The sequence below is a fragment of the Jatrophihabitans lederbergiae genome, assembly GCF_031845305.1.
In the GTDB taxonomy this organism is placed as follows: domain Bacteria; phylum Actinomycetota; class Actinomycetes; order Mycobacteriales; family Jatrophihabitantaceae; genus Jatrophihabitans_A; species Jatrophihabitans_A lederbergiae.
Map to the genome: position 1 here is coordinate 48099 of NZ_JAVREH010000016.1, position 23708 is coordinate 71806.

A 23708-nucleotide genomic window follows, 5' to 3' on the forward strand; every position below is an offset into this window, starting at 1 on the left:
GGGTCATCCTCGGTTGGCTTGTGGACCGACGCTGCTGGTAGCCCCGTCGCGGGAGGATCGCAGCGGCGTGAAGATCCCCGCCAGGGCGATGAGGATGGCAAGGAAGCCAGCCAGCAGAGAGACGCTGGAGACCGAGTACCGGGCGACTGCCGCGGTCAACAGTGCGGCGCCAATGGGGCCGAGCGCGTTGTGGATCGTCCAGAAGGCAGAGGTGACTCGACCGAGCAGGTGATCCGGCGTGATTTCCTGCCGCAACGACAGGGAGCAGGTCCCGGCGACGCCGGTGCAGAACATGAAAGCCACGGCCACAGCGGACACGCTGACCACGTTGTGTGACAAGCCGATGCAGCAGATGGCCACGCCACAGGCGACGTAGGAACCGACCCAGCACCAGCCCAGCCCGAACGCACGGCGAACGTAAGGTACGAGCCCGCCTGCCACCATGGAGCCGATCGTCGCCACCGCCAGCACGTACCCGACCGCCCGGTCACTCTCAACGAGATCGTGCTTGAGGTGGAAGATGAAGACGTCCACCAGGCCGAGAGTGAGAAAGGTTTGCAGCGACAGCAGAATCGTCAGGGTCTTGAGGATCGGGGTCTCCCACAGGAACCGGACGCCGGCCAAGAAGCCGGCTCGGCTGCGCACGCTGCCGGCCGCCTCCGGCCCGGTTGCGGTGACGGACGCGAAGCGGATCACGAACAAGCAGGCCATCGAGAGTGCGAAGCTGGCCGCGTCTACCGCGATGGCCGTCACGGGCCCGAAGGCGGCCGCAACAACGCCCGCAAGCGTCATGCCCACCAAAGTCATGGCGGCGTAGGTGGCCTCCAGCTTGCCGTTCGCTGCGGTCAGATCTTCCTTCGGCACCAGTCCCGGCACCGCGGTTACGTACGCCACGTGGAAGGTCATGCTGAATACCGCCGCGAGGGGAACGATCAGGTACAGCGTCCACACTTGCGGTTCTGCCAGCCACAGCACGGGAATCAGCCCGAACAGCACGGCCCTGGCGCCGTCGCACAGCAGCATCAGCCGACGCCGGTCCACGCGATCGACCACGGACCCTGCGAAGGTCCCGGACGCGATGGAGCCGACCGACGTCAGCCCGGTGAGCAGGCCCATCTGCGTTATCGAGCCGGTTTCCCTGAGCACCAGAAGGGGAATCGCGATTAGCGAAAAGGCGTCTCCGGCAGCCGAAAGCCCTTGAGCTAGCCAGAAGATACCGAACTGTCGCCGGCGCATCATCCGCGTACCCCCTCGCCGACGTTAGAAGTGCGCCAACTTTGATCAGCAAGCGTAGGCGCTGACGATGAACCCGTAACCAATGTGCGACGGTGACTGCCGCCGTCGTCTGACGCGGCGCGAAATTACTCGACGTCGCGACCATACACAGAATCATTCGTCAATACAAGGCCAAAGTCCGCTGATGACCGCGATTGGACGCACAGCCTGCCACGCCACCTTGCGTTCAGGGGCGCTGGCTCAGAATCTCGACCCACCGCGTAGCAGGACACCGAATTCCAACCTGGTCGAATCGACCTCCAGCGGCGGCCCCGCTTCCGCGATCTTCGTCGTTTCGGCGCGGGTGAACAGGTCGTCCCAGTACTTGCGCGGCTCTAGTCGCTGAGCGGTGATCGCATGCAGCAGGAAGTACTCGTTGTAATAGGCCATTGCCAGCGGATGAGCCATCGCCGGCCCGCTGGGCTGGTGATCGACCTCGATGACGATCCACTGCGCCTCCGGAAGCCCGGCTAGCACTCCGCCCACCAGTGCTTCGACGGCCGCATCGCCTTCTTGCTCCAGCATCTCTTGCAGAACAAAGGCTGTCAGGAAGCACACACCAGCTCCCGCAGGCGCCAGCTCCACCTCGAGCGCTGAGCGTGCCGGCGCCTGATGAAACGTGACCCGGTCGCTGAGGCCGGCCGCCGCGGCGAGTTTGCCGGCCTCCTGGCACGCCTCGCCGGAAGGCTCGAGACCGACACCGCGCAGGTTTGGCCGCCGCCGAAGCAGTTCCAGCAAGAAGGCACCGTTTCCGCAGCCCAGATCGACGACTGTGTCTACTGGCCCGTCCGACCGGTCCAGCAACGACTCCACCAGCGGTAGTGCATCGTGCTGGCTGATACCGCAAGATCCCGAACCAACACGATGATCGACCCGCGTAGCGTACGGACTGCCCGCGGCCAATGCGTCGCCGAGCTGGTCGAAGGTGGTGGTGTAGCCGTCGAGCAGCAGTTCGTACCACGGGGCAATCGGCAGCAACTGCCTGGCCTTGTCTGTCAGCTGCCATGCGTCGGCGTCGCGGACGTACTGCTCGTTCTCGAGATAGCGGAGCAACGCCCCGAGCCGCCCCGCATCCAGGGAGTGGTTCGTCGCCAACTCCTGCGTGGTATGCGGACGACGATCCAGGGACGTGAACAAGCCGAGGCGCAGGCAATGTCGCAGCACCTGTGCCAGGGCGAAGAATCGAACCGGCTGAAGCTGCTCGACCAAGCGCTGTTCGAAGTTTTCAGTAGTTGGTTTCACTCGAGTCCCTCCGTTTGGGGCAACGGTGCACCGCCTGCGCGGCGGTGCTGAGCGATGCCGGTCAGGCATTCCAGAACGGCCCGGTTGGCAAGCATCGCCGTGACATTGCTGGGCTGGTCGTAGTGCGGAGCGACCTCCACCACGTCGATGCCGCAGATGGGCAGGCTTGCACAGATCTCTCGCACTGAATCCAGGAGTTGCCGGGAGGTCATTCCGCCAGGTTCGGGAGTGCCGGTTCCAGGAGCGAGACCGGGGTCCACCACGTCAATGTCCACGGACAGGAAGACCACCTTGGCTCGGGACTTCCCGTCGCCGGCGAGCACGGCCTCGATGGCTTCGTCGATGACCGTACGCAGCCCTCGTTCAACGAGTTCGCTCATGAAGTAACTGCGCATCCCCTGCTCGCGCATCCACTGAACCGTCGCCGGGTCCGGCCAGTAACCGCGGAGTCCGATCTGGACGAATCGATGACCCGGAATCGCTCCGGACTCGATGAGGCGCCGCATCGGCGCTCCGTGGCCCATCATCGACGGGTCGCTGTAGACGCCGGTGTCGGCGTGGGCATCGAAATGAACCAGGGCGACATTGCCGAATCCATAAACCTTCGCCGCCGCGGTAGCCGTCGCGAAGGTGATCGAGTGGTCACCGCCGAGGGTGACGGGCACACCGCCGCGAACCGCGACGGCACCGGCGTACCTCTCGATGCTGTCCAGGCTCCGCTCGATGTAACCGCGGAACACGGGAGCATCGCCGGCATCGACGACCGGCAGTTCGGTGAGCGGGTCTATGCCCGTAGCCAGATGTGGCCGCTTTCCGTCCGGCTCCAGGTAGTCCGCGTCGCGAATAGCCCTTGGACCGAAGCGTGCGCCCGGCCGGAAACTGGTACCCCAGTCGAACGGCGCACCGAGCACGACCACTTCGCCGCGACGGACATGGTTGACTGCCCGAACCGGTACCCCACAGAACGTCGCCCGGCTTCCAAACGGTTCGACAGCATCCGATGCGTAGGGAACGAGAAACTCCGCCGGAGGTGGCGGCTCGTCTGAGAACCCGACGTCTGGTTCTTGGGAAAGCTCCGCGGGTTCGGAAGCGTCAGAAGGGGTTCCGTTCGTCATACAGTCACGCCTTCCGCCAGTTGAGCGAGCGCAGCTTCGAGTCGGCTCTGGTCGGCAACTGTGCCGCCCGAGACGCGGATCCAGCCGGGAAGGCCGAGGCTGGCACAGTTCCGGACGCGCACGCCGCGTGCACCCAGCTCGCCGACGAGCGCCTCGCACGCCACCCCGCGCGTCTCGCCGATTATAAAACCGGCTTCAGTGGTGACCACACGATCGAACAGGCTCGACCGCTCCAGGATGCGAGCGAGGTTTGCAGCCGCTTCGCGAGTCGCGGCGACCGAGCGTTCAATGTGCGCCGCGTCAGAGAGCGTGCCGGAAAGCGCATGCAGCGAGAAGGTATCGACGGGCTGGAATCGGCGCCGTTCAGCCAGCACGCGAATCTCCGACGCTTCCCCGACGAGACAGCCAAGCCTCATCCCCGCCAGGCCAAAGGCCTTCGAGAAGCTCCGAAAGATGAAAGTGCCGGGGTGGCGCGCCTGGTACAGGTAACGCGATGACGGACAAAACTCTGCATATGTCGCGTCCAACATCAGACGCTCGACGCCGAGCCGGAACTCGTCGATCCATGAGCGGCGGAACATGTTTCCGGTGGGGTTGTTCGGCTGGGCGAGCAGGCCCACTGAGCCGGTAGCCCGGGTATGCGGAATGGCGCTCGGCTGCCAGTGGTCATCCAGCGCCAGCGCAGTCACCGGAACGGGCCAGACCGCCTGCGCCCGGGCAAGGTAGCCGTCGAAACCGGGACTGACCACGTACGCATGGGTAGCCAACGACAGCACCAGGTCTACCGCCTCGTCAACCCCCGCAGTAAGAAGCAACTCCCCCGATGCCACTCCAAGATATTCGGCAATTTGGTCGGAAACCTGTTCCAGCAGCCCGCGCGGGTACCGGTGCATGGCTGAGGCCGCTTCCCGCACCCGCGCCACAGCACTGGGCGACGGGCCAAGGGGATTCTCGTTCCAATCCAACGAAACCACCGTCGACGTCAGCTGATTCACGCGGCCTCCCGCCGGATGAGAGGCGCGACCGTCTGTGGCCGCGTCGGACGAACATACGAGCCGGTCCGTTTCTTGTCCCGCTCCTGCCGGCCGTTGGGCGCCCTTGAACCCGGGCGGCGCGCCACATCCGCACCACAGAATTCGGTCAGCCGATGAGGGAAAAGGCCTCTCACCACCGACCGCCTCCGACGGTTGTAGGGACAGCGAGTAACGCGGGGCAAGGCTCGATGCCGGTCAGTTCCGCGGGCATGCTCAAAGGGCGTCGACGGCTTCAGAAGATGACCAATTTGCCCGCCGCGAATGATCTACGCCGCACGCTAGCACGGGCATTCCACCTATGGAAGGCATCTGGCGCGTACCCGTCTACCGGCGGCCGGTGCAGCCCGCCGCCGGGGTTTGACGAACCTGCGGCAGTCGAGATTTCCCCGCTCTGGACGAATGCCCTTAATCCCGGCATTGATGCCGTAGCGGCGGTGTGGATTTCCCAACCTGATGAGAGAATGACGCTTGCTGTCCTGGCTTGGTTGGTGACGAACGTGGGTGGTGGTGGCGGAGGTGCAACTGACTGCCCCGCCGCGACCTGCTGCGGATCTGTCCACCGGTTCAGCGGGAGTGTCCGTCTCCGATCTGGGCCGATTGACGGCTACCCGGAAAGGGACTGGTGGGTATTCGACACCGGTGGCTGCGAATACCGCCCGGACGGTTGCCATCGCCGGTCACGCGGGCGTGCCGACGACCGGGGTCGGCGCGTCGGCGTTGGCGGCGATGGTGGCCCGGGTGATGTCAGCTCGCCGAATCGCCTTGGGCACGGTTCAGGCGGCCCGCGGCGGCGGGATCAGACGCTTGAGCTCACCACGTCTGCCCTCGACGATCTCGATGCCGTCGTTCGTGCGTTCAACGAGCTTGCGGTCCACGAGGGCGGAGAGCAGGTGCGCGCCCAGGCCACCACCCAGGTGCGGCCGACGGATCGCGCGGTCCAGGCACGGCGCAAGGAACACCCGGCGGCCGGCCTGAATCGCCGACAGTTCCGGCCCGAAATCGGCCAGCACCGTTTCGGCGGCGTCACCTGGCTCGAAAGCCCCGGCCCTGTCCGCGACCGGCCGCACGGCATCGCGCTGAAGCAACACGTCGAGCATGCCGACCCCGAGCGCTCCCGCGGCGTGGTCGTAGCAAAGCCGGATTGATTGCGCGACGCCCGACGCCCGACGGCATCGGAAACGCGCCGCCAGCGAAGCCGGCGGCCTCCGGTCGGCTACTCACCGTGCCACGATGGTGTGGTTCGACGTCATGCCGAATGACCATGCTGCGGATGGGCACTTGGACCTCACCCGGCTCAGCGGCGAGCGGCCGTGAGCGCCACCATGAACTGGCCACCGCCCGGTTCGATGCTGGTGCTGACCGCGAGTTCCGGCGCCAGCCGGCTGAACCGGTCGACGAGCCACCCGGCGGTCTTGTCCGCATCGGCCCGGCTCGGGCACCGGGCCACGACTTCACGGCCGCCGTTACGCCTCAACCGCTCGGCGACACCAATTAGCGGGGCCGAGTCGGCGACGAACAGCCTCGTTGGCCACGGCACCACTGGCTTGATCGCACCCTTTCGGGTGTTGCAGCCGCGGTGGGCCAACCGCTCGGCCGCGCCGGCGGGGCTCTTGCCCTTGGCGGCCTTGGCCGCCTTGGCGGTCGCCAGGCTGTCGACGCTCGGCCCGCGGTCGTCGTTGACCGACATCAGCGGGTCGACCGGTTCGTCGCAGAGCCAGCACCGCCAACCATCCCGCTCGGCCACCTCATCTAGCCGACTCATCGGGTGGCGGGGCGGACGTCAGCTGTGGTCACGGCGGCCACGCTAGCCTAAGGCGGTGGCCATCAATCCGTCGCCGTAGTTCGTGCTGCACGAGCACCGGGCGCCGGAGCCGCACGTCGACCTGCGACGCGACGGCTCGGCATGGTCGATCTCAACCACAAGCAGGCTGACTGGCGTGCTGGGCTTTCCCTCACGTCACGGCGCCAGGCAGCCGGGCACCGACTCGGCCAATCAGCTGGGCTGATGTTGACGCGCCGCCGCCGCGGCGGGGACCAACGATGCGCGGGCTAACCGAGACGTCGCTGGTGGCGAACACATCGACGTGGTCGACGCCGCGACCGTCGACACGATGATCGGAACCTGGTCGCGTTTCTGCAGGCGCTTCGGCAGTGGCCTGACGTCACGGCTCTGCCGGTCACGATCGAGTCGGGGCCTAACCCTGAACACAAGATCAGCAGTGGAATCGACCCCATGCGCACCGATCAGGCCGTGTCGCCGTTCACCGTGCTGGTGTTCGGCGAGCTGCGCGAGGCCGCCGGCGTCGGTTTGGCTGCCCAGTACACATGGTTGCGGTCGAGTTCGACGGCGCCGGCCGGGACGAGCGCGGCGGGGAGGACATGGCTGCCGAAATCAGCCCCAGCTGCCTGACATCATCGAAGCCCGCACTCGTAAGCCCGGACCAACGGGAACAGCTCCAACGTGAATCCCGCCCGTAGAGAGTCTGCACTGCCGCAGCCAGTCGATAGACGTGGGCACATTGGCCATGCACTCACCTCACAGTCGCCAGGTCAGCATTGTCAACGGCAGCAGAACTTTGACCCCCTTACGGCAGTGCCCGGGGGTCAGCATTCAGGCGCCGTCGACAAGCATCTCACCACTCGTGAAGTCGCCCTGGCCTTGCTCCAAGGAGCGCCTATACGCACTTGACAAGGTTGGTCGAGCGTTCGCGTGTCGAGCAGCGTGGCACCACTACCCGATTGAGCCTGCTCAGTTTGCCGGACGCACCCCGAAGTACCGACCCGCAGGTCTCCGACACGACCCAATCTGAGCGGCTCGGATTACCCCGAGAACCTAGAAATTTCACCCGAATCCTCGAAGAAGTTTCAGTATCGAACGACACACCTCTTGCATCATGGCCCGTTTCGCCTGGTTCGATGGTGCCGGGCGTGGCATAGGGCGGCGCGATAGTCGGTTCGTGATGACGGTCCACAAGCTGACGGCGGGTGACGGGTACACCTACCTGACCCGCCAGGTGGCCGCTCACGACGCGACCAACCGCGGTTACGACAACCTCGGCGCCTACTACGACGAGAAGGGCGAAGCCCCCGGAGTTTGGATGGGTACCGGTGTAGGCGCCGTGCCGGAGTTTCGCCACGACGGCCCGGTGACCGAGGAAGAGATGGTCGCCCTGTTCGGAGAGGGACGTCACCCCGACGCTAATCGGATCGAGCGGGCTGCCATCGCGGCCGGCAAGAACGACTCGCAGGTCGACCAGGCCACTCGGCTGGGCAACCCCTACCGGGTCTACGAGCAGGCGAACATGTTCCACCGTCGCTCAGCGGGGGCGTTCCGCGATCACAACATCGCCTTTGGTCTGCACGCCGACACCCCGGTGCCGCCCGAGGAGCGGGCGCGGATACGGACCGACCTGGCGCGGACGATGTTCGTCGAGACCTATGGCCGTCCTCCGGCCGATGCCCGCGAACTGTCCGGCCACTTGGCCCGGATCTCGCGGCAGTCCACCACCGCGGTCGCCGGATACGACCTTGCGTTCAGCCCGGTCAAGAGCGTGTCCACGTTGTGGGCGGTCGCTCCCCTTGACATCGCCCAGACCATCGAAGGGGCCCACCAAGATGCGGTGAAGGACACCGTGACCTGGTTGGAGAACAACGCGACCTACACCCGTTCCGGGCGTAACGGCGTGGCTCAAATCGACACCCAGGGCCTGGTCGCGGCAGCGTTCACGCACCGCGACTCCCGGTCGGGTGACCCTGATTTGCACACCCATGTTGCGATCTCCAACAAGGTCCGGGCACTGGACGGGCGCTGGCTGGCTCTCGACGGCCGACCGTTGTTCAAGAACGGGGTGGCCGCCTCCGAGAGGTACAACACCCGTTTGGAGGCGCTGCTGATCCAGCGGCTCGGGGTGCAGTTCGCCGACCGACCCGGTGATGATCCGAGCAAGCGGCCTGTCCGCGAGATCGTCGGCGTGGACGGTCCGCTGCCGCGCCAGTGGTCTTCGCGGCGTGCTGCGATCGATGTCCGCCGGGCGGTGCTCTCGGCCCAGTTCCACGTCGACCACGGCCGCCCGCCGACCCCGCACGAGGCGATCGCACTGGCTGGGCAGGCGAACAAAGAAACCCGGCAGGCCAAGCACGAACCGCGGTCCTACGCCGAGCAGCGCGCCACCTGGCGCACCGAGGCGCTGGCTGTGTTAGGGGGAGAAGCCGGGTTACGCGACTACCTCCGGGGCGCACTGCAGCACCGGCACAGCGGTCGCGACGCCCAGGCGATGACGCCGACGTGGGTGAACCAGACCGCCGTCACCGTGCTGTCGGTGGTCCAGTCCGGACGCGCGACGTGGCAACCCAACCACGTCCGGGCCGAGGCCGAACGGCAGGCGCGCGGCGCGGGAGTAAGGCTGGCTGATCTGGACCGCGCCGTCGACGCCGTCGTCGACGAAGCTCTCGTCCCAGCGCGGTCGATGCCGCTGGGCATCATCAGCGACCCAGGAGCAGACGTCGCCGAACCAGCCCCGCTGCGCCGTCGCGATGGAAGCTCCGTCTACACCGTGGCCGGAGCCCAGCTCTACACCTCCAGTGACATCATCGCCGCAGAGGAAGCGATCGTCGCCGCTGCCGGCCGACGCGACGGACGGCTGGTCAGCGCCGAGACCGTCAACCTGGCCTTGCTTGAGTCGAGGGCTAACGGTGTCGAACTCAACCCCGGCCAGGTCCAGATGGTTCACGAACTCGCGACCTCGGGAGCGCGGGCGCAACTCGCGCTGGCCCCCGCCGGCACCGGCAAGACCACCGCCATGCGGGTGCTGTCACGGGCCTGGACGAGGCCGCAGGCCGACGGCGCCAACGGCGGACGCGTCGTAGGACTGGCGCCGTCGGCGGCTGCCGCCGCGGTGCTGCGCGAAGAGATCGACACCTCCACCGACACCATCGCTAAACTCGTCCATGCTCTGGAAACCGGCATCGACGTGCCGGACTGGGTCGCCAGCATCGGGCCGGACACCCTTGTGGTGATCGACGAGGCGGGCATGGCCGGGACCACAGATCTGGCCAAGGCCATCGGCTACGTCACCGAACGGGGCGGGTCCGTGCGCCTGATCGGTGATGACCAGCAGCTCGCCGCGACCGGCGCAGGCGGTGTCCTGCGCGACGTGGCCGCCACCCACGGCGCGGTCACCCTGTCCCAGGTTCTGCGCTTCACCCACCCCGACACGGGTGCGCCCAACCACGCCGAAGGCGCCGCCTCGCTGGCACTGCGCGACGGTGACTCCGCTGCGATTGCTTACTACATCGACAACGGCCGGGTGCACGTCGGTGACATCACCACCGTCATCGACGACGCCTTCACCGCCTGGTCGACCGACCGCGCCGCCGGCCGCGACGCCATCATGCTGGCCCCGACCCGCGACCTGGTCGCCGAACTCAACGACCGCGCCCGCCGCGACCGGCTCACCGACCAGGACGGCCCAACCGGGCGCGAAGTGCGCCTAATTGACCATTCCCACGCCTCGGCCGGCGACGCCATCATCACCCGCAAGAACAACCGCAAAACCCCCATCACCGCCACTGACTGGGTCAAGAACGGTGACCGGTGGACCGTCGACACCGTCCGCGAGAACGGCGCCCTCGACGTCACCCACCTGCGCACCGGGCGGCACATCACTCTCCCGGCGGAGTACGTCGCCCGGCACGTCAGCCTGGGCTACGCCACCACGGTGCACGGAGCTCAAGGCATCACCGCCGACGCCAGCCACACCGTCGCGACCGGGCAGGAATCGCGGCAGCTGCTCTACGTCGCCATGACTCGCGGCCGCCACGCCAACCACGTCTACCTCACCACCGCCGGTGACGGTGACCCGCACTCGGTCATCACCCGCGACGCCCTGCTGCCCCCCACCGCCGTCGACATCCTCACCCGGGTACTCGCACGCGACGGCTCTCCGAGCTCGGCCACCAGCGCGACCCGCGCCGCAGCGGACCCGGCCCGGCGCCTGCGCGACGGTGCCGACCAGTACCACGACGCCCTCGGAGTGGCCGCCGCCGACGTGCTCGGCGACACCCGGATGGCCGAGATCGACGCCATCGCCGACACGATCATCCCAGGCCTGAGCCACCGCGAGGCCTATCCAGCACTGCGGGCGCACCTGGCGCTGCTTGCCGTCGACGGACACCATCCTGAGACGGTTCTGCGGCAGGCGCTGGACACCGGCCGCGGCCTCGACGACGCCCGCGATGTCGCCGCCGTCCTGGACTGGCGTCTGGACCCCACCGGGCACCGGTCGACTGGAACCGGCCCGCTGCCCTGGCTGCCCGCCATCCCCGACACGCTGCGCGACAACCCCGACTGGGGCCGGTACCTGGCGCGCAGGGTCGACGTCATCGCCACCGCCACCGCCGACGTCTCCACCCGTGCCCGCGACTGGACACCGACAAGCGCCCCCGCCTGGGCCAAGCCCATCATCGACCGGAACCCTGACCTGGTCGCCGACCTCGCCGTCTGGCGAGCAGCCAACAACGTCGACGACGGGGACCGGCGACCCACCGGCCCACCGCTGCCCGCCGCCGCCGATGCCCGCGCCCAACGAACACTGAACGAGCGGGTCACCCGGCTGCTTGGCAACCCGACGACCGCTACCGGGCGATGGGCACCGCTCGCCGACAGCATCGACCAGCGCATCACCGCCGACCCCTACTGGCCCACCCTCGCCGACCGGCTCACCGTCGCCGACCGCGCCGGCATCGACATCACCAGCCTCGTGCACACCGTCGGCCGGGAAACCCCGCTGCCCGACGAACAACCGGCCGCCGCGCTGTGGTGGCGCCTGTCCCGGCACCTCACCCCGGCCGCGATGACCGCCACCGACCACTCGGTGTCTGACACCCTGCGCCCGGACTGGACACCGGTACTGCCCGACCTAGTCGGGCCAGCGGCCGCGGAGCGGATCGAAGCCGACCCCGCCTGGCCCGGCCTTGTCGCCGCCGTCACCCACGCCCGCCGCGGCGGCTGGGAACCCGAGCAGCTACTCACCACCGCTCACGACCTGCTGCGCAGCGGTCACCCTGAGGACGAACCACTGCGCCCGGACGAACTCGCTACCGCTCTGGTCTGGAGAATCGGCATGCTCGCCGACACCACTCGGGCCTCCCCCGCCTACCTGCTGCCAAACACCGACGCAGCCTTCGACGATCACTGGCTGGCCAGCCTCGTCGAACCCGACCCGTCCACCGAGCCGGGCTCGGCATGGGCGTGGTCCGCGCAGGCGCACCACGCGACCGAGGAGCAGTCCTTGACCGGCTATCCGAGCGACGCCGAGATGGACGTGGCCATTGACGAGGCCAACAAGTGGGTCACCGCACTGGTCCCCCGCGAGCGGCTCGTTGACCTCAACACTCAGGCGGCGGCGTTCTTCGCCGACCACTACGCCGACGCGTGGGCGCCCGGTTACGTCACCGAGCGGCTCGGGTCCGACCTCACCGACGACCCACGTGCCACGGTGGGCTACGCCCCCGACAGGTGGACCGCGCTCACCAGCCACCTGCGCCGCCACGGCGCAACCGATGAGGAGTTAGTAGGGGCCGGCCTGGGCAGCTATGCCTCCACCGGTCGCGTCATCGACCGGTTCCGGGACCGCCTGGTCGTGCCCATCAAAGCCGCCGGCCACGACGGGCAGACCGAGATCCACGGCTTCATCGGCCGCCGTAACCCCGCCAAAGCTGAAGCCGATGACGCCGGACCGAAATACCTCAACACCGCTGACACCGACCTGTTCAGCAAGAGCCACGAGTTGTATGGCCTCGTCGAGAACGCTGAAGCCCTCGCCGCTGGCGCCACCCCCGTTCTGGTCGAGGGACCGATGGACGCCATCGCGGTCACCCTCGCCGGCGACGGCGCCTATGTCGGCGTAGCTCCGCTGGGCACCGCATTCACCGACGTCCAAGCCAACGCGCTGCGGCCCTACATCGGGCCCGACCGGCCCGGGATCATCGTGGCCACTGACTCCGACCGCGCCGGTCAGCAAGCCGCACTTCGCGCCTTCTGGCAACTCACAGCCCGCGGAGACAACCCCCGGCATCTCGTCGTGGCCAACGGCAAAGACCCAGCTGAACTCCTGCAGAACCGCGGCGCCGACGCGCTTCGAGACGGCCTCGCATCCGTCGTGCCGTTGGCTGACAGCGTCATCACCGCCCGCACCGCCACCTGGGCCGACCAGCTCGACACCGTCGAAGGTCGTGTGTTCACCGCCCGCGCCGCCGCGCAGGTCATAACCGCGCTGCCACCTGACCAGTGGCCGTCGCAGCTGGCCAGCATCGTCGCCCGCACCGGCATCTGGCCGGATACCGCCCTCGCTGAACTGTTCGACGCGCACACCACCTGGTCGGCCGACCCGTACGCCGCCGCTCGTCGTCACCTGGCTGAACGCCTGCCAGATCCTGCTCCTGATGACACCGCTGCGCCGACGTCGGCCACCAGCACGTCCGGACCCGCCGCGTACACCAACGACGAACCGACTTTGCCGTCCGTGACGGACCGGTGGTCTGCCCTGGCCGAAAGCGTGACGCCACGGCTGACCGACGACCCTGGCTGGCCGTCGCTCGCCGCGAGCCTCGATCGAGCCGAGCAAACCGGTTACGACGTCCGCAGCCGACTGCCGGCAATGGTCATCAGCCACCCGCTACCTGCCGAGCACGTCGCCCGCAGCGTGGAGTTCCGCCTCGCCGAAGCCTGGCCCGGATCCATCGCAGCGCGCAACCGCACAATCATCAGGCCACCGCAGCCGGAGGCCTCACCACAGCCGATCGACCCAGCTGTCCTCAACGACCGGCCAGTCGACCGATCTGCAACGCGACTATTCCCGCGCAAGTGATTCAGCACAGTGATCTCAGTCGACAAACATGTTGGTGGTGGCCCTTCGTTTGAGCGCTTCAGAATGAGTGGCGACACCACCCCAACGACCGTCCAGCGCGAACGATCTTCGGAAAGGCCTAGGACCGTCCGGTACGCGTCAGGATGTGCGATGGGCACGTGGCCTCAGTGTCTGGGGTGTTTTTGATCGGCGCTTCCCCCTCTGGGCCTCGGTCCCTTCCCTCACGTTCGGCTACCGGGGCGAGCATTTAGGTTCTGCTGAGGCAAGGTATGGAGATGACCGCCGACGTTGGCCGAATGGTGACGCTACGGCGGGCCCTACACCGAGCGAGCTGAGGGCACTTGAAGCCCGAGACCCTGAGCCGGTCTGGTCAGCCAGCCATGTCAGCGATGTGCTTCACCCATGAGGCGAGGTAGGGATCGTCAGGTGCATGCGGGTATGCACATCGGAACATCTTGGCTGTCTCCTCCGGCGTCCGGAATCCGCTGACCGGCCAGAGAGTAACGAGATCGTCGATGTCACGGTCACGACCGGCATACAGCTTCATCAGGAACAGCTGAGCCAAGGGCGCCCCCAGCACACGCAGTCGCGGCAGGCTCAGCAAAGTCTCGCACTCGTGGATATCGAACGTCGCGGGCATGAAACCGGCCGCGCGGTCGTTGAGCCAGGTCGGTGATAGGCCATGAATCGTTGCCACGGCCGCTACTGCGGCGACGAGTTCGACGTCAACGCGGTGCACGGTGTCGACGTCTGCTGTGGACTCCCGCAGCCCTCTCCAGGCCATGAGCGACCCGCCAACGATGACGAGCGTGTGCTGAGGGCCGGAGGCGCCAACTCCCCCGCCACCTCCTGCAAGCGGCTGCGGATATCGTCGGCGCCGAGCGGTTGGCCGTGGTTAGGCAGCAACGAAGTCCGAATCCCGCCACAGGCTGTTCTCGGTCATGACGATCTGCCGGGCGGCAAACTGGGGCGGCGTCGCACTTTCGGCGGCGGCCCGTATCCGGGGTGTCGCCGGGCTGAACCAAGGCTCACTCAGCGCCGGAACAGTCTTTGTCCATCCAGGGCGGGGCAACCCCGCGTCATCGCTCAATTTTTCGGCTAGAGCCGCCAGCAAATTGTCCATGAAATCCGACCCCGAGAGAGCAGGTCTGGCAATAGTGGCTGGTCCGCGCAGTTCTGGGTGCAAGGACAAGGCGTCAATCAGGGCGCGCAACCGCGTCCAATCCGGCCGGTCCTGCCCGCGGCCGTCGCGGTGCCATGCATTGTTGAGCGCCGCCAGACGCGGGATGTCGGCGTCGTGACTGTCCACCTCGAGTTGCTGTCCGGCGCCCGCGAGCAATTTGCGCAGCGTGCCGATCGTGGGATCGATCTGACCATGTTCGATGCGCCAGACCGTCGCGTAGGCCATGCCGGAACGTTCGGCCAGCGCGCGCATTGATAGGTCGGCCCGCTCACGCGCAGTCCTGACGAGCTCTGCCGACGTCCTCATGACTAGTAGCATATACGCTACCGGTCGGTCCGGCTCGCACCTCACCGATCGCACGACACAACGATCCATGCGCCCCGCCAGCACGAGCGACGGCCTAGCGATGCACCGCCGAGCCGTCGGCGTCGGGTGAACGCCAAGTGAGCCAACGGTGATGGCGACGTTGTGCGTGATCAGCCACAACCGCCGTCTCGAAAGTCAGGGTGGTGTCAGCCGATATGGACCCATTGTTCGTGGTTTCCTCCATGGCGTTGGCTCCCTCCGCTGAGGCAGGCAAAAACCGTGTCGAGGAGAGGAGTCCGCGTTTCACCTTCCCGATGGGCGTGGATTTCGTTGCCGATAAGGACCTACCGAGTCTGACGACCTGACGCGCCCACCCGCCACCGGCCGAGTCATGCCACGATCGGGCGATGCTTCACTTCCTCGGCCTCACGCCCGCAGTCTCTACCGCTCACCAATGACTTTTACACCACCGTGTTGACCGCCCTCGGCAGTTTGGCTGCATGCGTGGGCGCGACTGCTGCGTGGCGGGCAGCGTAGGCGAGCAAGCGGACTGCACAGGATGCAACGCAAGGCACTGGCGGTCGCGTTGAAACCATCCCTCAGCTTCTGTCGGCGCCGAAACGCACATCGAGGGCCCAATACTGTACGCAGGCATTAGGAACTTGACTGGGTTCTCGGCTACCGACATCAAGCTCCACGTAGAGACGCGTGGCGGTCACTCGTACACCGCCAGTTGGCCGGTGCTCGGCGGCAGGCCGTCCGAGGCTGTCAACGTTGGGCAGGGTGATAGCAGCACACGTAGCCACCTCGGGGCGGCGCTCCCGCCGTGGGACTCGAAGCGGATTGTTGTGCAGTACTCCGACTCATCCTAGGTGGGCACCTGGCAGGTCGTCCGCACCTTCGCCGATTCTCCTGCAGTGCTCGCAACGGATGTGGAGACGCAGATTGAATCTCCGACTCGGCATCCGCGGCGGCGACTGCGTCGACGTACGCGTCAGTGAACCGCCAGTCTTCGACGCGCCAGTTAGATGTGATGTCCGAGATGCCTGCGGTTCACTCGTACCTTCGTCATCCATCCGACCGCACACGTTGAGCGAAGTTGGCTCCGCATCGCTGGCAGTAGCGCCACTGGAGCGCGGTCGGGTCAACCACGTGGGGCGTCCAGTCGGTCATCGCGTGGCCGAGTTCTTGGCAATCCGCGACGCGGGTGTGGAGCAGGCACAGCACCCGCCCGTCGTCGCGGCGGGTCCATCCGCGTGCCAGCATCGCGGTCCACAGTTGCTTCGTCGAGGTGAAGCGGGGGATGTTGCCGTGATAGGACGACAGGTCACAGTGGGTGCAGCGCACCGACCACAGGGTGCGCTGTTCCAGGTTCGGGTGAACGAACTCGTCGCTTGCGCCGCGGTTGGGTCGGCTTCGGGAGTTGGGTAGTTTCGTCATCGGGTCGTCTCCTGTTTACGCAGGGTGCGATCAAGGCCCGGTCCGGTGCTGGTAACACCTGGCCGGGCCGCCTCTTGGGGCGGAGACTCGAACCTATAGTCCTCGTGGGCCGAGCCGGGTCAATGCAGAAACGTTGTGGACAACGGGCTAGCTGTCCACAACCGCCCTAGCCGTCCTGTCGGGCGGCTGAGCCTTACCTACGGTGTCCTGGCTCGACAGGCTGACTCGCGGCGGGCAGACGCTGATCGGTGGGCGGCGCCCCCGCGGGGTGCTCATGGTCTGGACTCCTCCAGTGGCTCAGTCGTTGCCGGCTCATCGCGGGCCGATCGTCAGCGGCGCGGCCCATTGATGCGACTTCCTCGGTAGCAGCTAGGTCGGGTCGCGGTACGGACTCCGCTACAGCGCTGCGGACGGCGTTCACCGCTGGGCGCAGGTCAGCAAGGTCCACGTGGATGAGGCCGGTGGGCTTGCGCCCGGCGAGTTGTTCGCGGACACGGTGTTCCCGTGGTGGTAGCTGCTGGGCGTAGGCGAGGACTCGACCGCCTCGCGGCCACTCTTGGATGAGTCTGCAGAGGTTGTCACCAAGCTCCGGCAACTGCGCAACGCACGCCGAGACAGCGGCGCTGAGGTCTTCCTCACCCTTCGGCCCATTGCCATCCTGGGCGGTCTGTACGCCGGTCGCCCTTTCTTGGCGCAACGTCTCGTGTAGCTGGATGGCCCACGCGACGGCTGTCGACAGGTCGTCGTGTCGGTGTCGGCTGCCGTCGTTGAATGGTTGAAGTGCTACTCCCACTCGCCGCCATGCCTGGCCGGCGGACGTCATGGCTTCGAACTGTGGGTGGTTCGGGCTGTGAAGGGTTGCCGCGGAGGCGCACAGCGTCTCTGCGGCCAGGCCGACGGCGAGGACCTCAGCGACCGCTAGCTGGGCGCCGGGCCGGGTGTAGTGCACCAGGCCAGTCATGGCTTCGGTGATGCGGTCCGCCGGTTGTTGCGGCGGCTGGCGCAGTGGCGACGGGATCGCTCTGTCCAGGGGTCGAGCGTCGCTAGCACTGGGCGGCTCGATCGCTCCGGTTCGTTCGACGAGGATGCCAGCTCGGCGGACGTGTTCTAACGCCGACGATGGCAACTTCGGCGCGTCGGCGTTGGATGCGACCTCACCGAGGCGGCGGGCGATGGTCGCCATTTCGACTGCTGCAGCCCACCTGCTTGCACCGCCCAGTTCGAACCTGAGGATGTCTGTGGTGTCGGCGAGTACACCGCTGAGCAGGGGTAATCGGTCCTCACCGGCGTCTGATGGATCGGAAGCCACTACGCACGCCGTGCCGAGTTCCTGTACGAATCGTTCGCGGTATCCACCGATCTCGTCGGACAGTCCGTCGTTGGCGAGCCGTTGCAATGTCCGACCGAGAGGACCTAGCGCCTGGGCGGCGCCGGCCTCGTTGTTGGGCGCCGATTCGGCTCTGGTCACTTCCTCGTCGAGGGCGTCGAGCAGGCTCCGCAGGGACGTTGCCACAGCGCTAACTCAGCTGACGCAGTGCCCGTCGGCCGGCTGCCGACGCTTGGAGGACGGGCGGGGATGCGAACTGTTGCAGGGGCAGCGTCGCAAGTGTTTGCAACGCGGCTTGGATCAACGCCTCTGCGGTTGCGGTGCTCACAGCGGGGTTCTCGGCGATCGTCGGGTTGCCGAGATGGTGCAGGGCGGCGAGGCACCACAATCGGGCGCCGGTGTCTGGGTCGGAGGTGGCGGTGATCACGGCCCTGAAGAGCGTTGCCGCCGCCCTGGTGGTGTCGTCGTAGCTGGCTTGGTCTGGGTGCATTGCGATTCCTTCGGGTGATGAGCAAGACGTCAGCATCAAGGTGGGTCATCCGGTGTACTCGTGGGGCGATGAGAGCGGTTGTGTGGAGGACGGCCGGTCGTCCTCAGGTCACTGGGCGGAACGACGGCCGTGAAGGCTGCGCGACGCCTGCGGTTCTGCGTCTGCCTCTAGCAGCACTCGCCGCCGTTCCGTTGCGTCTTGGGCTATGAACGCCGATGCGCGGGATTCGGCCGGCCACTGCTGGTGTTTGCCGATGCGACAGGTGCTCTCACCCAACCGGCTGGAGACGCGATCGGCGAACATCGGGAAGGTGTAACGCTGCCACTCCTCCAGCAGTCTCGGATCGGTGGCTTCTTCAGCCTCCCAGCGCAGGAAAGCGAGCACGGGCAATTCTCGGGCGATGTGGGGATGGCGCGGCCAACATGAGGGAACCAGGTGGACCGGTCGCCACGCGTAGTCGGTATTCAGCCACCCCGCCACCTCGTCGCACCATCGCCACACGGTGGCCCGCAGTTCGTCCGGGCACGAGGTGGGATCCCACGGCCGGGGAAGCTCAGCCAGGTCCCCCGCCTCCCGCATCTCATCCGGGTCACCGTCGCGCAGGATCGCCAAAAGTTCTAGGGCTCTCAGCAGAACACCGGGCGGCTGCGGAAATCGTGTGAGTATCACCAGAGCCACCGATGCAGCGGCAGCTCCTCATCGGCGGGCAGCGGACGGTCGTCGTCCTCACTTGCCGGCGACAGCCGGTTGGCTCGGGCGTAGGCGACCGCGTCGGCGGTGACAGCCGCGAGGTCCGGGGCGCCTGCCCGCGCTGCGCGAACCCGCCTACGACCTGCGTCGAGCTCGGCATTCAACAGTCGCCCCTGCTTGCCGTCGAAACATCGGCGAAGTGTGGCAATGATCGGTGGGGCGTTGCCCGCAAGGACCAGCGCGTGACGCTCGGCGATGCGCCGAATATCACCGGGCCGTAGAACCTTCACATCCTCACCAGAGCGTGACGTTCCAAGACCACCGGGGCCGTCGCTGACCGTCTGACGACTGATCCGCACGTCATCAATCAGGTCCGAGATTTCCTTGTAGAAGTGGACGTCCTTGCCGCCGCCGAAGATCACCAGGTTGTTGGTGAGGCCGAACAACGATCGGGCCTCGTCCTCGCCGTAGGACACAACCATTTGCTTCCACGTCTGGGTGGCGTAGATGAACGACAGGCCCAACGCGCGCTCGTTAGCCATCCGCACCCGCAACGTCGGCAACGGTGTCGTCGATGGCAGCTCGTCCAAGCAGGCGAGAAAGCAGGGCGTCATCCGCCCATGCGGAGCGGTGTTCGCAGCATCGAGCGCGGTATCCAGAACGTGCTCGGCGACCGCCGTCATCAACGGCGCGGCTGAGGCGTACGGGTCTTCCCGACCGAGCAGGTAGACGGTTCCCTGGCGGGCGATCAGATCAGCGATATCGGTCGCCGGACGGTCGCGTGTCGGAACACAGCGGGCACGGATTTCGGGTTGGAAGAACAACGACATTGCTTGCTGCACCGTCGTCACGGTGTTACCGACAGTGTCGGACGAGCCGTGCAAGGCGCCCGATAGCAGGCCGTCCCAAAACCTGGCCGCGGAAGGATGCTGCTGCAGGATGTCGGCAGGTTGGTCGGCCGCGACCGGGTTAGCCACCCACTCCAGCACATGCTCAAGAGTGCGTCCAGTCAATGCGGCCGCGTGCAGAAAGCCCTGCAAGACCTTGGCCGTCTCAGCGGCATAGAACCTCGCCGCACCGTCTTGACGACCACCGCTCACGGCCCCGGTCACCGTTCCGGCGGCGAACGCCTTGGCCCGCTTCTCGGCCACCTTGGGATCCACGCAGCCGGCGATCGGATCCCACACGAACACCGGCAGACCCGGTGCGGCACCGAACGGGTCGAGGACCGCGATGGGCCGCGGCGGACCGCCCGGTGTGAGCGGCTGCTGCCGACGCTGCGCCGTCAACAGCAAGTCATCTACCTTCGTAAGAGTGGCCATCCCCGCACCCCGATGCGCGAGCAGCGCAGGCGCCAACAGGTCGAGAGTCTTGCCAGAACCTTGCTCGCCGTAGACACCGGTCGTTCGGTCATAACGGCACCACAACTCGATGCCCCGAGGGGTTTGCGATCGGCCGATGCGCCAGCCGATGTCGGTGGGGTCAAAGCTCATGAGGATGCCTTCTTCGTTGCCGTGTCATCCCGGCCGTAGAGGTCGGGGCGGATGATTTCTTTGGCGTTACGCAGTTTGCTGATGCCGAGGACCTGGTCGGCTTCGCCGCGGCTGGCCATGCCGCCGCGGGCGTCACCGGGGCGGTGGTAGCGGGCGAACAGCACGCCGGCGAGCACCGCCAAACTGACGACGAGCAGTTCACAGACCGCGACGCAGGCATAGACCACGCCGGGTGAGGCGACGAGCTGCGACTGTGGTGCGGGAAGTCCCCGGCCGGGGTGTCCGCTCAGAATGCCTCCGATGACGTGACCGATGGTGTCGGTGCCGTGCGGCCACACCCAGCCCCCGCCGAACAAAACCGAGGCCACGCCGAGCCCGAAGAGCGCGGCCAAGCCCAGGCCCATCAGTGCGCAACCGACTGCCGCAACGGCCGTCTCCCAACCCTGGCTCATCGGCTGCGGGTCGCGGCGCCGCTGGTAAGGGGTGGTCATCGACCAGCCGCCGCGCCGTGGAACCGCACGGTGCGCTCTGTGCAATGAGCTGTTGCGAATTGTGTATTCACGTGATCCTCCGTGCTCAGGCGATGTGGCGGACGTTGGTGATTTGACCGGACCATTCGGTGGCATCGGTCAGCTCGACGGGCACGCCGGCCGTGGGCGCTTGGACGATGAACAGGTGGCGGCCGTCTTTGCCGTTGGCGTAGCCCGCGACCATGCCGACGTGACCCGGGTTGGCGGCGGTGCCGTCGGAGCCGGCAATCATGACCAGATCCCCGCCCACGGCTTGGCTGAGATTGTTGGGTTCGGCGCTGCCACTGGATGTCTGCCCGGCCGCCAGATGCGGAAGCGCGACACCCGCCGCTGCCCAGGCCACCATCGTCAACCCGGAGCAGTCGAAAGCGTTCGGTCCGGCGGCGCCGAACACGTATGACTTGCCGAGCTGCCGCAGGGCGAACTTGACCGCGAGGTAGCCCTTCGCGGAGCCACTGATGACGAACCCGGCGGGGATCTTCGTGGTACCTGCGATGTTGTTGCCCGTCGGTCCGACGATCTTGCCGGCGACGTCGCCGCCGCCGGGGATCGCGCCGCCACCGCCGGCACAGATTGCCGGGCCTGATCCGAGCGCGGGAGTTGTCGACGGCGATCCCGCAGCGGTTTCCGCGCTCGGGCCGGTGGTCGGCACCGGCCCAGCGGCTGCGGCTGTCGCGGACCAGAACTCACCCACAAGCTGCTGCGCCAGCGCCGCGTTGAGTTGGTAGCGGCCCGGGTACTTCGATATCTGCACGGTCTGGGCGTCGACGCCGACGGTGTTGCTCTGCCAGTTGGCGACCTTCACCAGCCGGTCCAGGAACGCGTTGGTGGCCTTCACTGGGTCGCTCGCGACGGCTTCGGTGTAGATCGAGACCCGCTGCTGGAGCAGCCCTGCGGAGTCATGGTCGGACTGCACCGATGAGTTGTGCAGCTTGGATTCGGTGTAGGCGGTGGCCTCGGTGACGACGGCTGCGAACACCGGCAGATGCCGTCCAGCCACGACTGACACGATGCTCTGCGCGTTGCCCATCTGCTCGGCGTCAAGGTTGACGTTGCCCACGGTCTGGGCGGTCCCGCCCCCACCGCACACGCTCGAGCGGGGTGAGGCGCTCGCGCCGGCGCCGGCGACCGCCATCAGCACCGCCGCCATGGCCAGCACCGGCAGCAGGGCGACGGCGATCATCCTCGGGCCGACCGCGCCGCCCTGTGCACCTTGTCCGGCCATGTCAGACCATCCTCGCCACGGCAAGAACGTCGCGGCTCAAGGAACCCTCGCTGGTGGTGGTCTCGGCGGCGACCGCGGTGTTGTGTCTCTCGGCCTGCACATCCGCGACCGGGGTGGTGATCGCGTCGTTGGTGTCGGTGAGAGCGATGTCGATCGAGGTCCGCACAGTCTGGACCTTCGCCACGTGCGAGCCGATCAGCCACAGCGCGCGGCCCTTGGCCGCGGTGGCCCAGTCAGTAACGATCCGCTCGGCCATCGGGATGAGACCAAGCAGGTCGGACAGCTCGTCACCGATCTGGTCGTCCTGTCCGAGCAACACCTTCGTCCCGCACAGGTGCATCAGGTCTTTGGCGATCGCCACGGCCTGGCTGCCGGCATCGCCGACGGTGAGCATGTCCGAGGGCTTGTGGGCGATGACGGCCTGGATGCAGCCGTCGCGGCGGGACAGTCGCAGGTCGGCGTCGAGGGACTTGACCGCGTCGGTGCCCAGCCGCATCTGCTTCCAACACTCGTCGCGGATGATGATGCGCAGGTCGCCGGGCTCGGCGACCTGGGTCATGGCCCGGCCCCACGAGTTCAGGCAGGTCAGCGCGACCCCGACGGCTTCGTCGCCGAGCGGGTCCAGCCGCGACAGCGACAGTGACTGGATCGGCGCGCGCCAGTCGACGTTGACTGTGGTGGGTGCGTCGAACAGCCCGGCCAGGTGCCCCTTCACCAGGGAGCCGAGGGCGTCGCGCATCGGTCGGGTCTCGTCGAGGAAGTGCTGCCGGCTGGAGTAGCGGCAATCCGTGACCAACTCGTCGGTGGGGTTGTTCAGCGCGTCCCAGACCTGCGGGATGGTGATCTCGCTCATCTGGTCGGCGCCGTCGGCGTAACCGGTCAGGTCTCGGATGACCTGTCCGACCGCGGTCTCAGCGGTCGGCCCGAACGGCACGTGTTGCGAGCCGACGAGGCCCTTGATCAGCAGCAGCCACCGGGCAAAGACCATCGCCGCGCGGCGCTGGGCCTCGGCGCGGGGCAGGTGGGTCCAGTCGTTTCCGAGGGGGCCGAAATCGAGGGGGTTGATCCGGGCGGGCAGGCCGTGACCGACGGCGTGGGGCTCGACACCGAGTGCCCGGCACAGCGGTTCGTACTCGTCCTTGACGTCGCCCAGGATCAGCGTGCGGTAGGAGTAGGCCATCATCCGCAGGCAGAACATCTTGACCGTTCCGGACTTGCCGCGGCCGGGTGCGCCGAAGAACATCATGTTGGGGTTGGTGACGCCGGCGATGCCCGAGAGCGTCCACCCGATCGGGTCGACGTGGAACGCGCCGCCCGAGAGGTAGTCGATGCCCATATGTGCGCCGGTCGACGGGAGGCCATCGCCGGCGATCAGCGGCCACACCCCGCCAACCTGCTCGGAGGTCATCCGATACACCTGCAGCGGCGCAGGAACCGGTGCCCAGCCCGCGGCGGGACCGGACCGGCCGTGCTTGCCGACCATCACGGTGA

General features: G+C 67.1%; 17 protein-coding genes and 1 pseudogene. 2 read left to right on the forward strand and 16 right to left on the reverse strand.

The annotated features are described in order from the left end of the window. Positions 1–3: 3 nt before the first annotated feature. The 6 genes from RM423_RS13045 to RM423_RS13070 all read right to left on the reverse strand — a co-directional run bounded on the left by RM423_RS13045 (position 4) and on the right by RM423_RS13070 (position 6428). A complete protein-coding gene (locus RM423_RS13045) occupies positions 4–1239 on the reverse strand; it encodes an MFS transporter (RefSeq protein ID WP_311423468.1) in 1236 nt (411 codons plus the stop codon). 237 nt (positions 1240–1476) lie between these two features. Next, on the reverse strand, positions 1477–2517 hold the full coding sequence (locus RM423_RS13050; protein ID WP_311423469.1) for a methyltransferase domain-containing protein: 1041 nt from the start codon (positions 2515–2517) through the stop codon (positions 1477–1479). Continuing rightward, positions 2514–3428 carry an agmatinase gene (gene speB / locus RM423_RS13055; RefSeq protein ID WP_311423470.1) on the reverse strand — a complete coding sequence of 305 codons (915 nt, stop codon included), beginning with the start codon at positions 3426–3428 and terminating at the stop codon, positions 2514–2516. Before speB ends, RM423_RS13050 begins: the two co-directional genes overlap by 4 nt. Before the next feature lie 200 nt (positions 3429–3628). Then, complete coding sequence (locus RM423_RS13060; protein WP_311423471.1) at positions 3629–4627, reverse strand: pyridoxal phosphate-dependent aminotransferase; 999 nt, start codon at positions 4625–4627, stop codon at positions 3629–3631. A gap of 812 nt (positions 4628–5439) precedes the next feature. After that, positions 5440–5763, reverse strand: coding sequence for a hypothetical protein (locus tag RM423_RS13065; protein WP_311423472.1), 324 nt, complete (start codon positions 5761–5763; stop codon positions 5440–5442). A gap of 197 nt (positions 5764–5960) precedes the next feature. Next, positions 5961–6428, reverse strand: a complete 468-nt coding sequence (locus tag RM423_RS13070) for a hypothetical protein (RefSeq protein WP_396327708.1) — start codon at positions 6426–6428, stop codon at positions 5961–5963. Between the two features lie 471 nt (positions 6429–6899). On the opposite strand from RM423_RS13070, the gene RM423_RS13075 reads away from it, so the two are divergent. After that, entirely contained in the window at positions 6900–7076 is a 177-nt protein-coding gene (locus RM423_RS13075) for a hypothetical protein (protein ID WP_311423474.1), read from the forward strand. Positions 7077–7626: 550 nt separating this feature from the next. Continuing rightward, a complete protein-coding gene (gene mobF / locus RM423_RS13080; protein WP_311423495.1) occupies positions 7627–13533 on the forward strand; it encodes a MobF family relaxase in 5907 nt (1968 codons plus the stop codon). Between the two features lie 370 nt (positions 13534–13903). Here mobF and RM423_RS13085 read toward each other — a convergent pair. From RM423_RS13085 to RM423_RS13130, 10 genes and pseudogenes are all read right to left on the reverse strand, one after another. After that, positions 13904–14338: pseudogene (locus tag RM423_RS13085) on the reverse strand (DUF6036 family nucleotidyltransferase); the annotation flags it as partial. 90 nt (positions 14339–14428) lie between these two features. Then, positions 14429–15022 carry a helix-turn-helix domain-containing protein gene (locus RM423_RS13090; protein WP_311423475.1) on the reverse strand — a complete coding sequence of 198 codons (594 nt, stop codon included), beginning with the start codon at positions 15020–15022 and terminating at the stop codon, positions 14429–14431. 1068 nt (positions 15023–16090) lie between these two features. Next, a complete protein-coding gene (locus RM423_RS13095) occupies positions 16091–16462 on the reverse strand; it encodes a hypothetical protein (RefSeq protein WP_311423476.1) in 372 nt (123 codons plus the stop codon). Positions 16463–16655: 193 nt separating this feature from the next. Next, a complete protein-coding gene (locus RM423_RS13100; protein ID WP_311423477.1) occupies positions 16656–17975 on the reverse strand; it encodes a hypothetical protein in 1320 nt (439 codons plus the stop codon). Between the two features lie 4 nt (positions 17976–17979). After that, positions 17980–18279 (reverse strand): hypothetical protein, encoded by a 300-nt coding sequence (locus tag RM423_RS13105; protein WP_311423478.1) that lies wholly within the window; start codon positions 18277–18279, stop codon positions 17980–17982. A gap of 108 nt (positions 18280–18387) precedes the next feature. Beyond that, the gene (locus tag RM423_RS13110; RefSeq protein WP_311423479.1) at positions 18388–18663 is read right to left on the reverse strand and encodes a hypothetical protein; all 276 of its coding nucleotides are present in this window, start codon (positions 18661–18663) and stop codon (positions 18388–18390) included. A gap of 281 nt (positions 18664–18944) precedes the next feature. Continuing rightward, complete coding sequence (locus RM423_RS13115) at positions 18945–20462, reverse strand: type IV secretory system conjugative DNA transfer family protein (protein ID WP_311423480.1); 1518 nt, start codon at positions 20460–20462, stop codon at positions 18945–18947. After that, a complete protein-coding gene (locus RM423_RS13120; protein WP_311423481.1) occupies positions 20459–20953 on the reverse strand; it encodes a hypothetical protein in 495 nt (164 codons plus the stop codon). Before RM423_RS13120 ends, RM423_RS13115 begins: the two co-directional genes overlap by 4 nt. Positions 20954–21038: 85 nt before the next feature. After that, positions 21039–22217: a C40 family peptidase gene (locus RM423_RS13125; protein WP_311423482.1), complete on the reverse strand. Its 1179-nt coding sequence runs from the start codon at positions 22215–22217 to the stop codon at positions 21039–21041. A gap of 1 nt (position 22218) precedes the next feature. After that, positions 22219–23700, reverse strand: a complete 1482-nt coding sequence (locus tag RM423_RS13130; RefSeq protein WP_396327709.1) for an ATP-binding protein — start codon at positions 23698–23700, stop codon at positions 22219–22221. Positions 23701–23708: the final 8 nt, after the last annotated feature.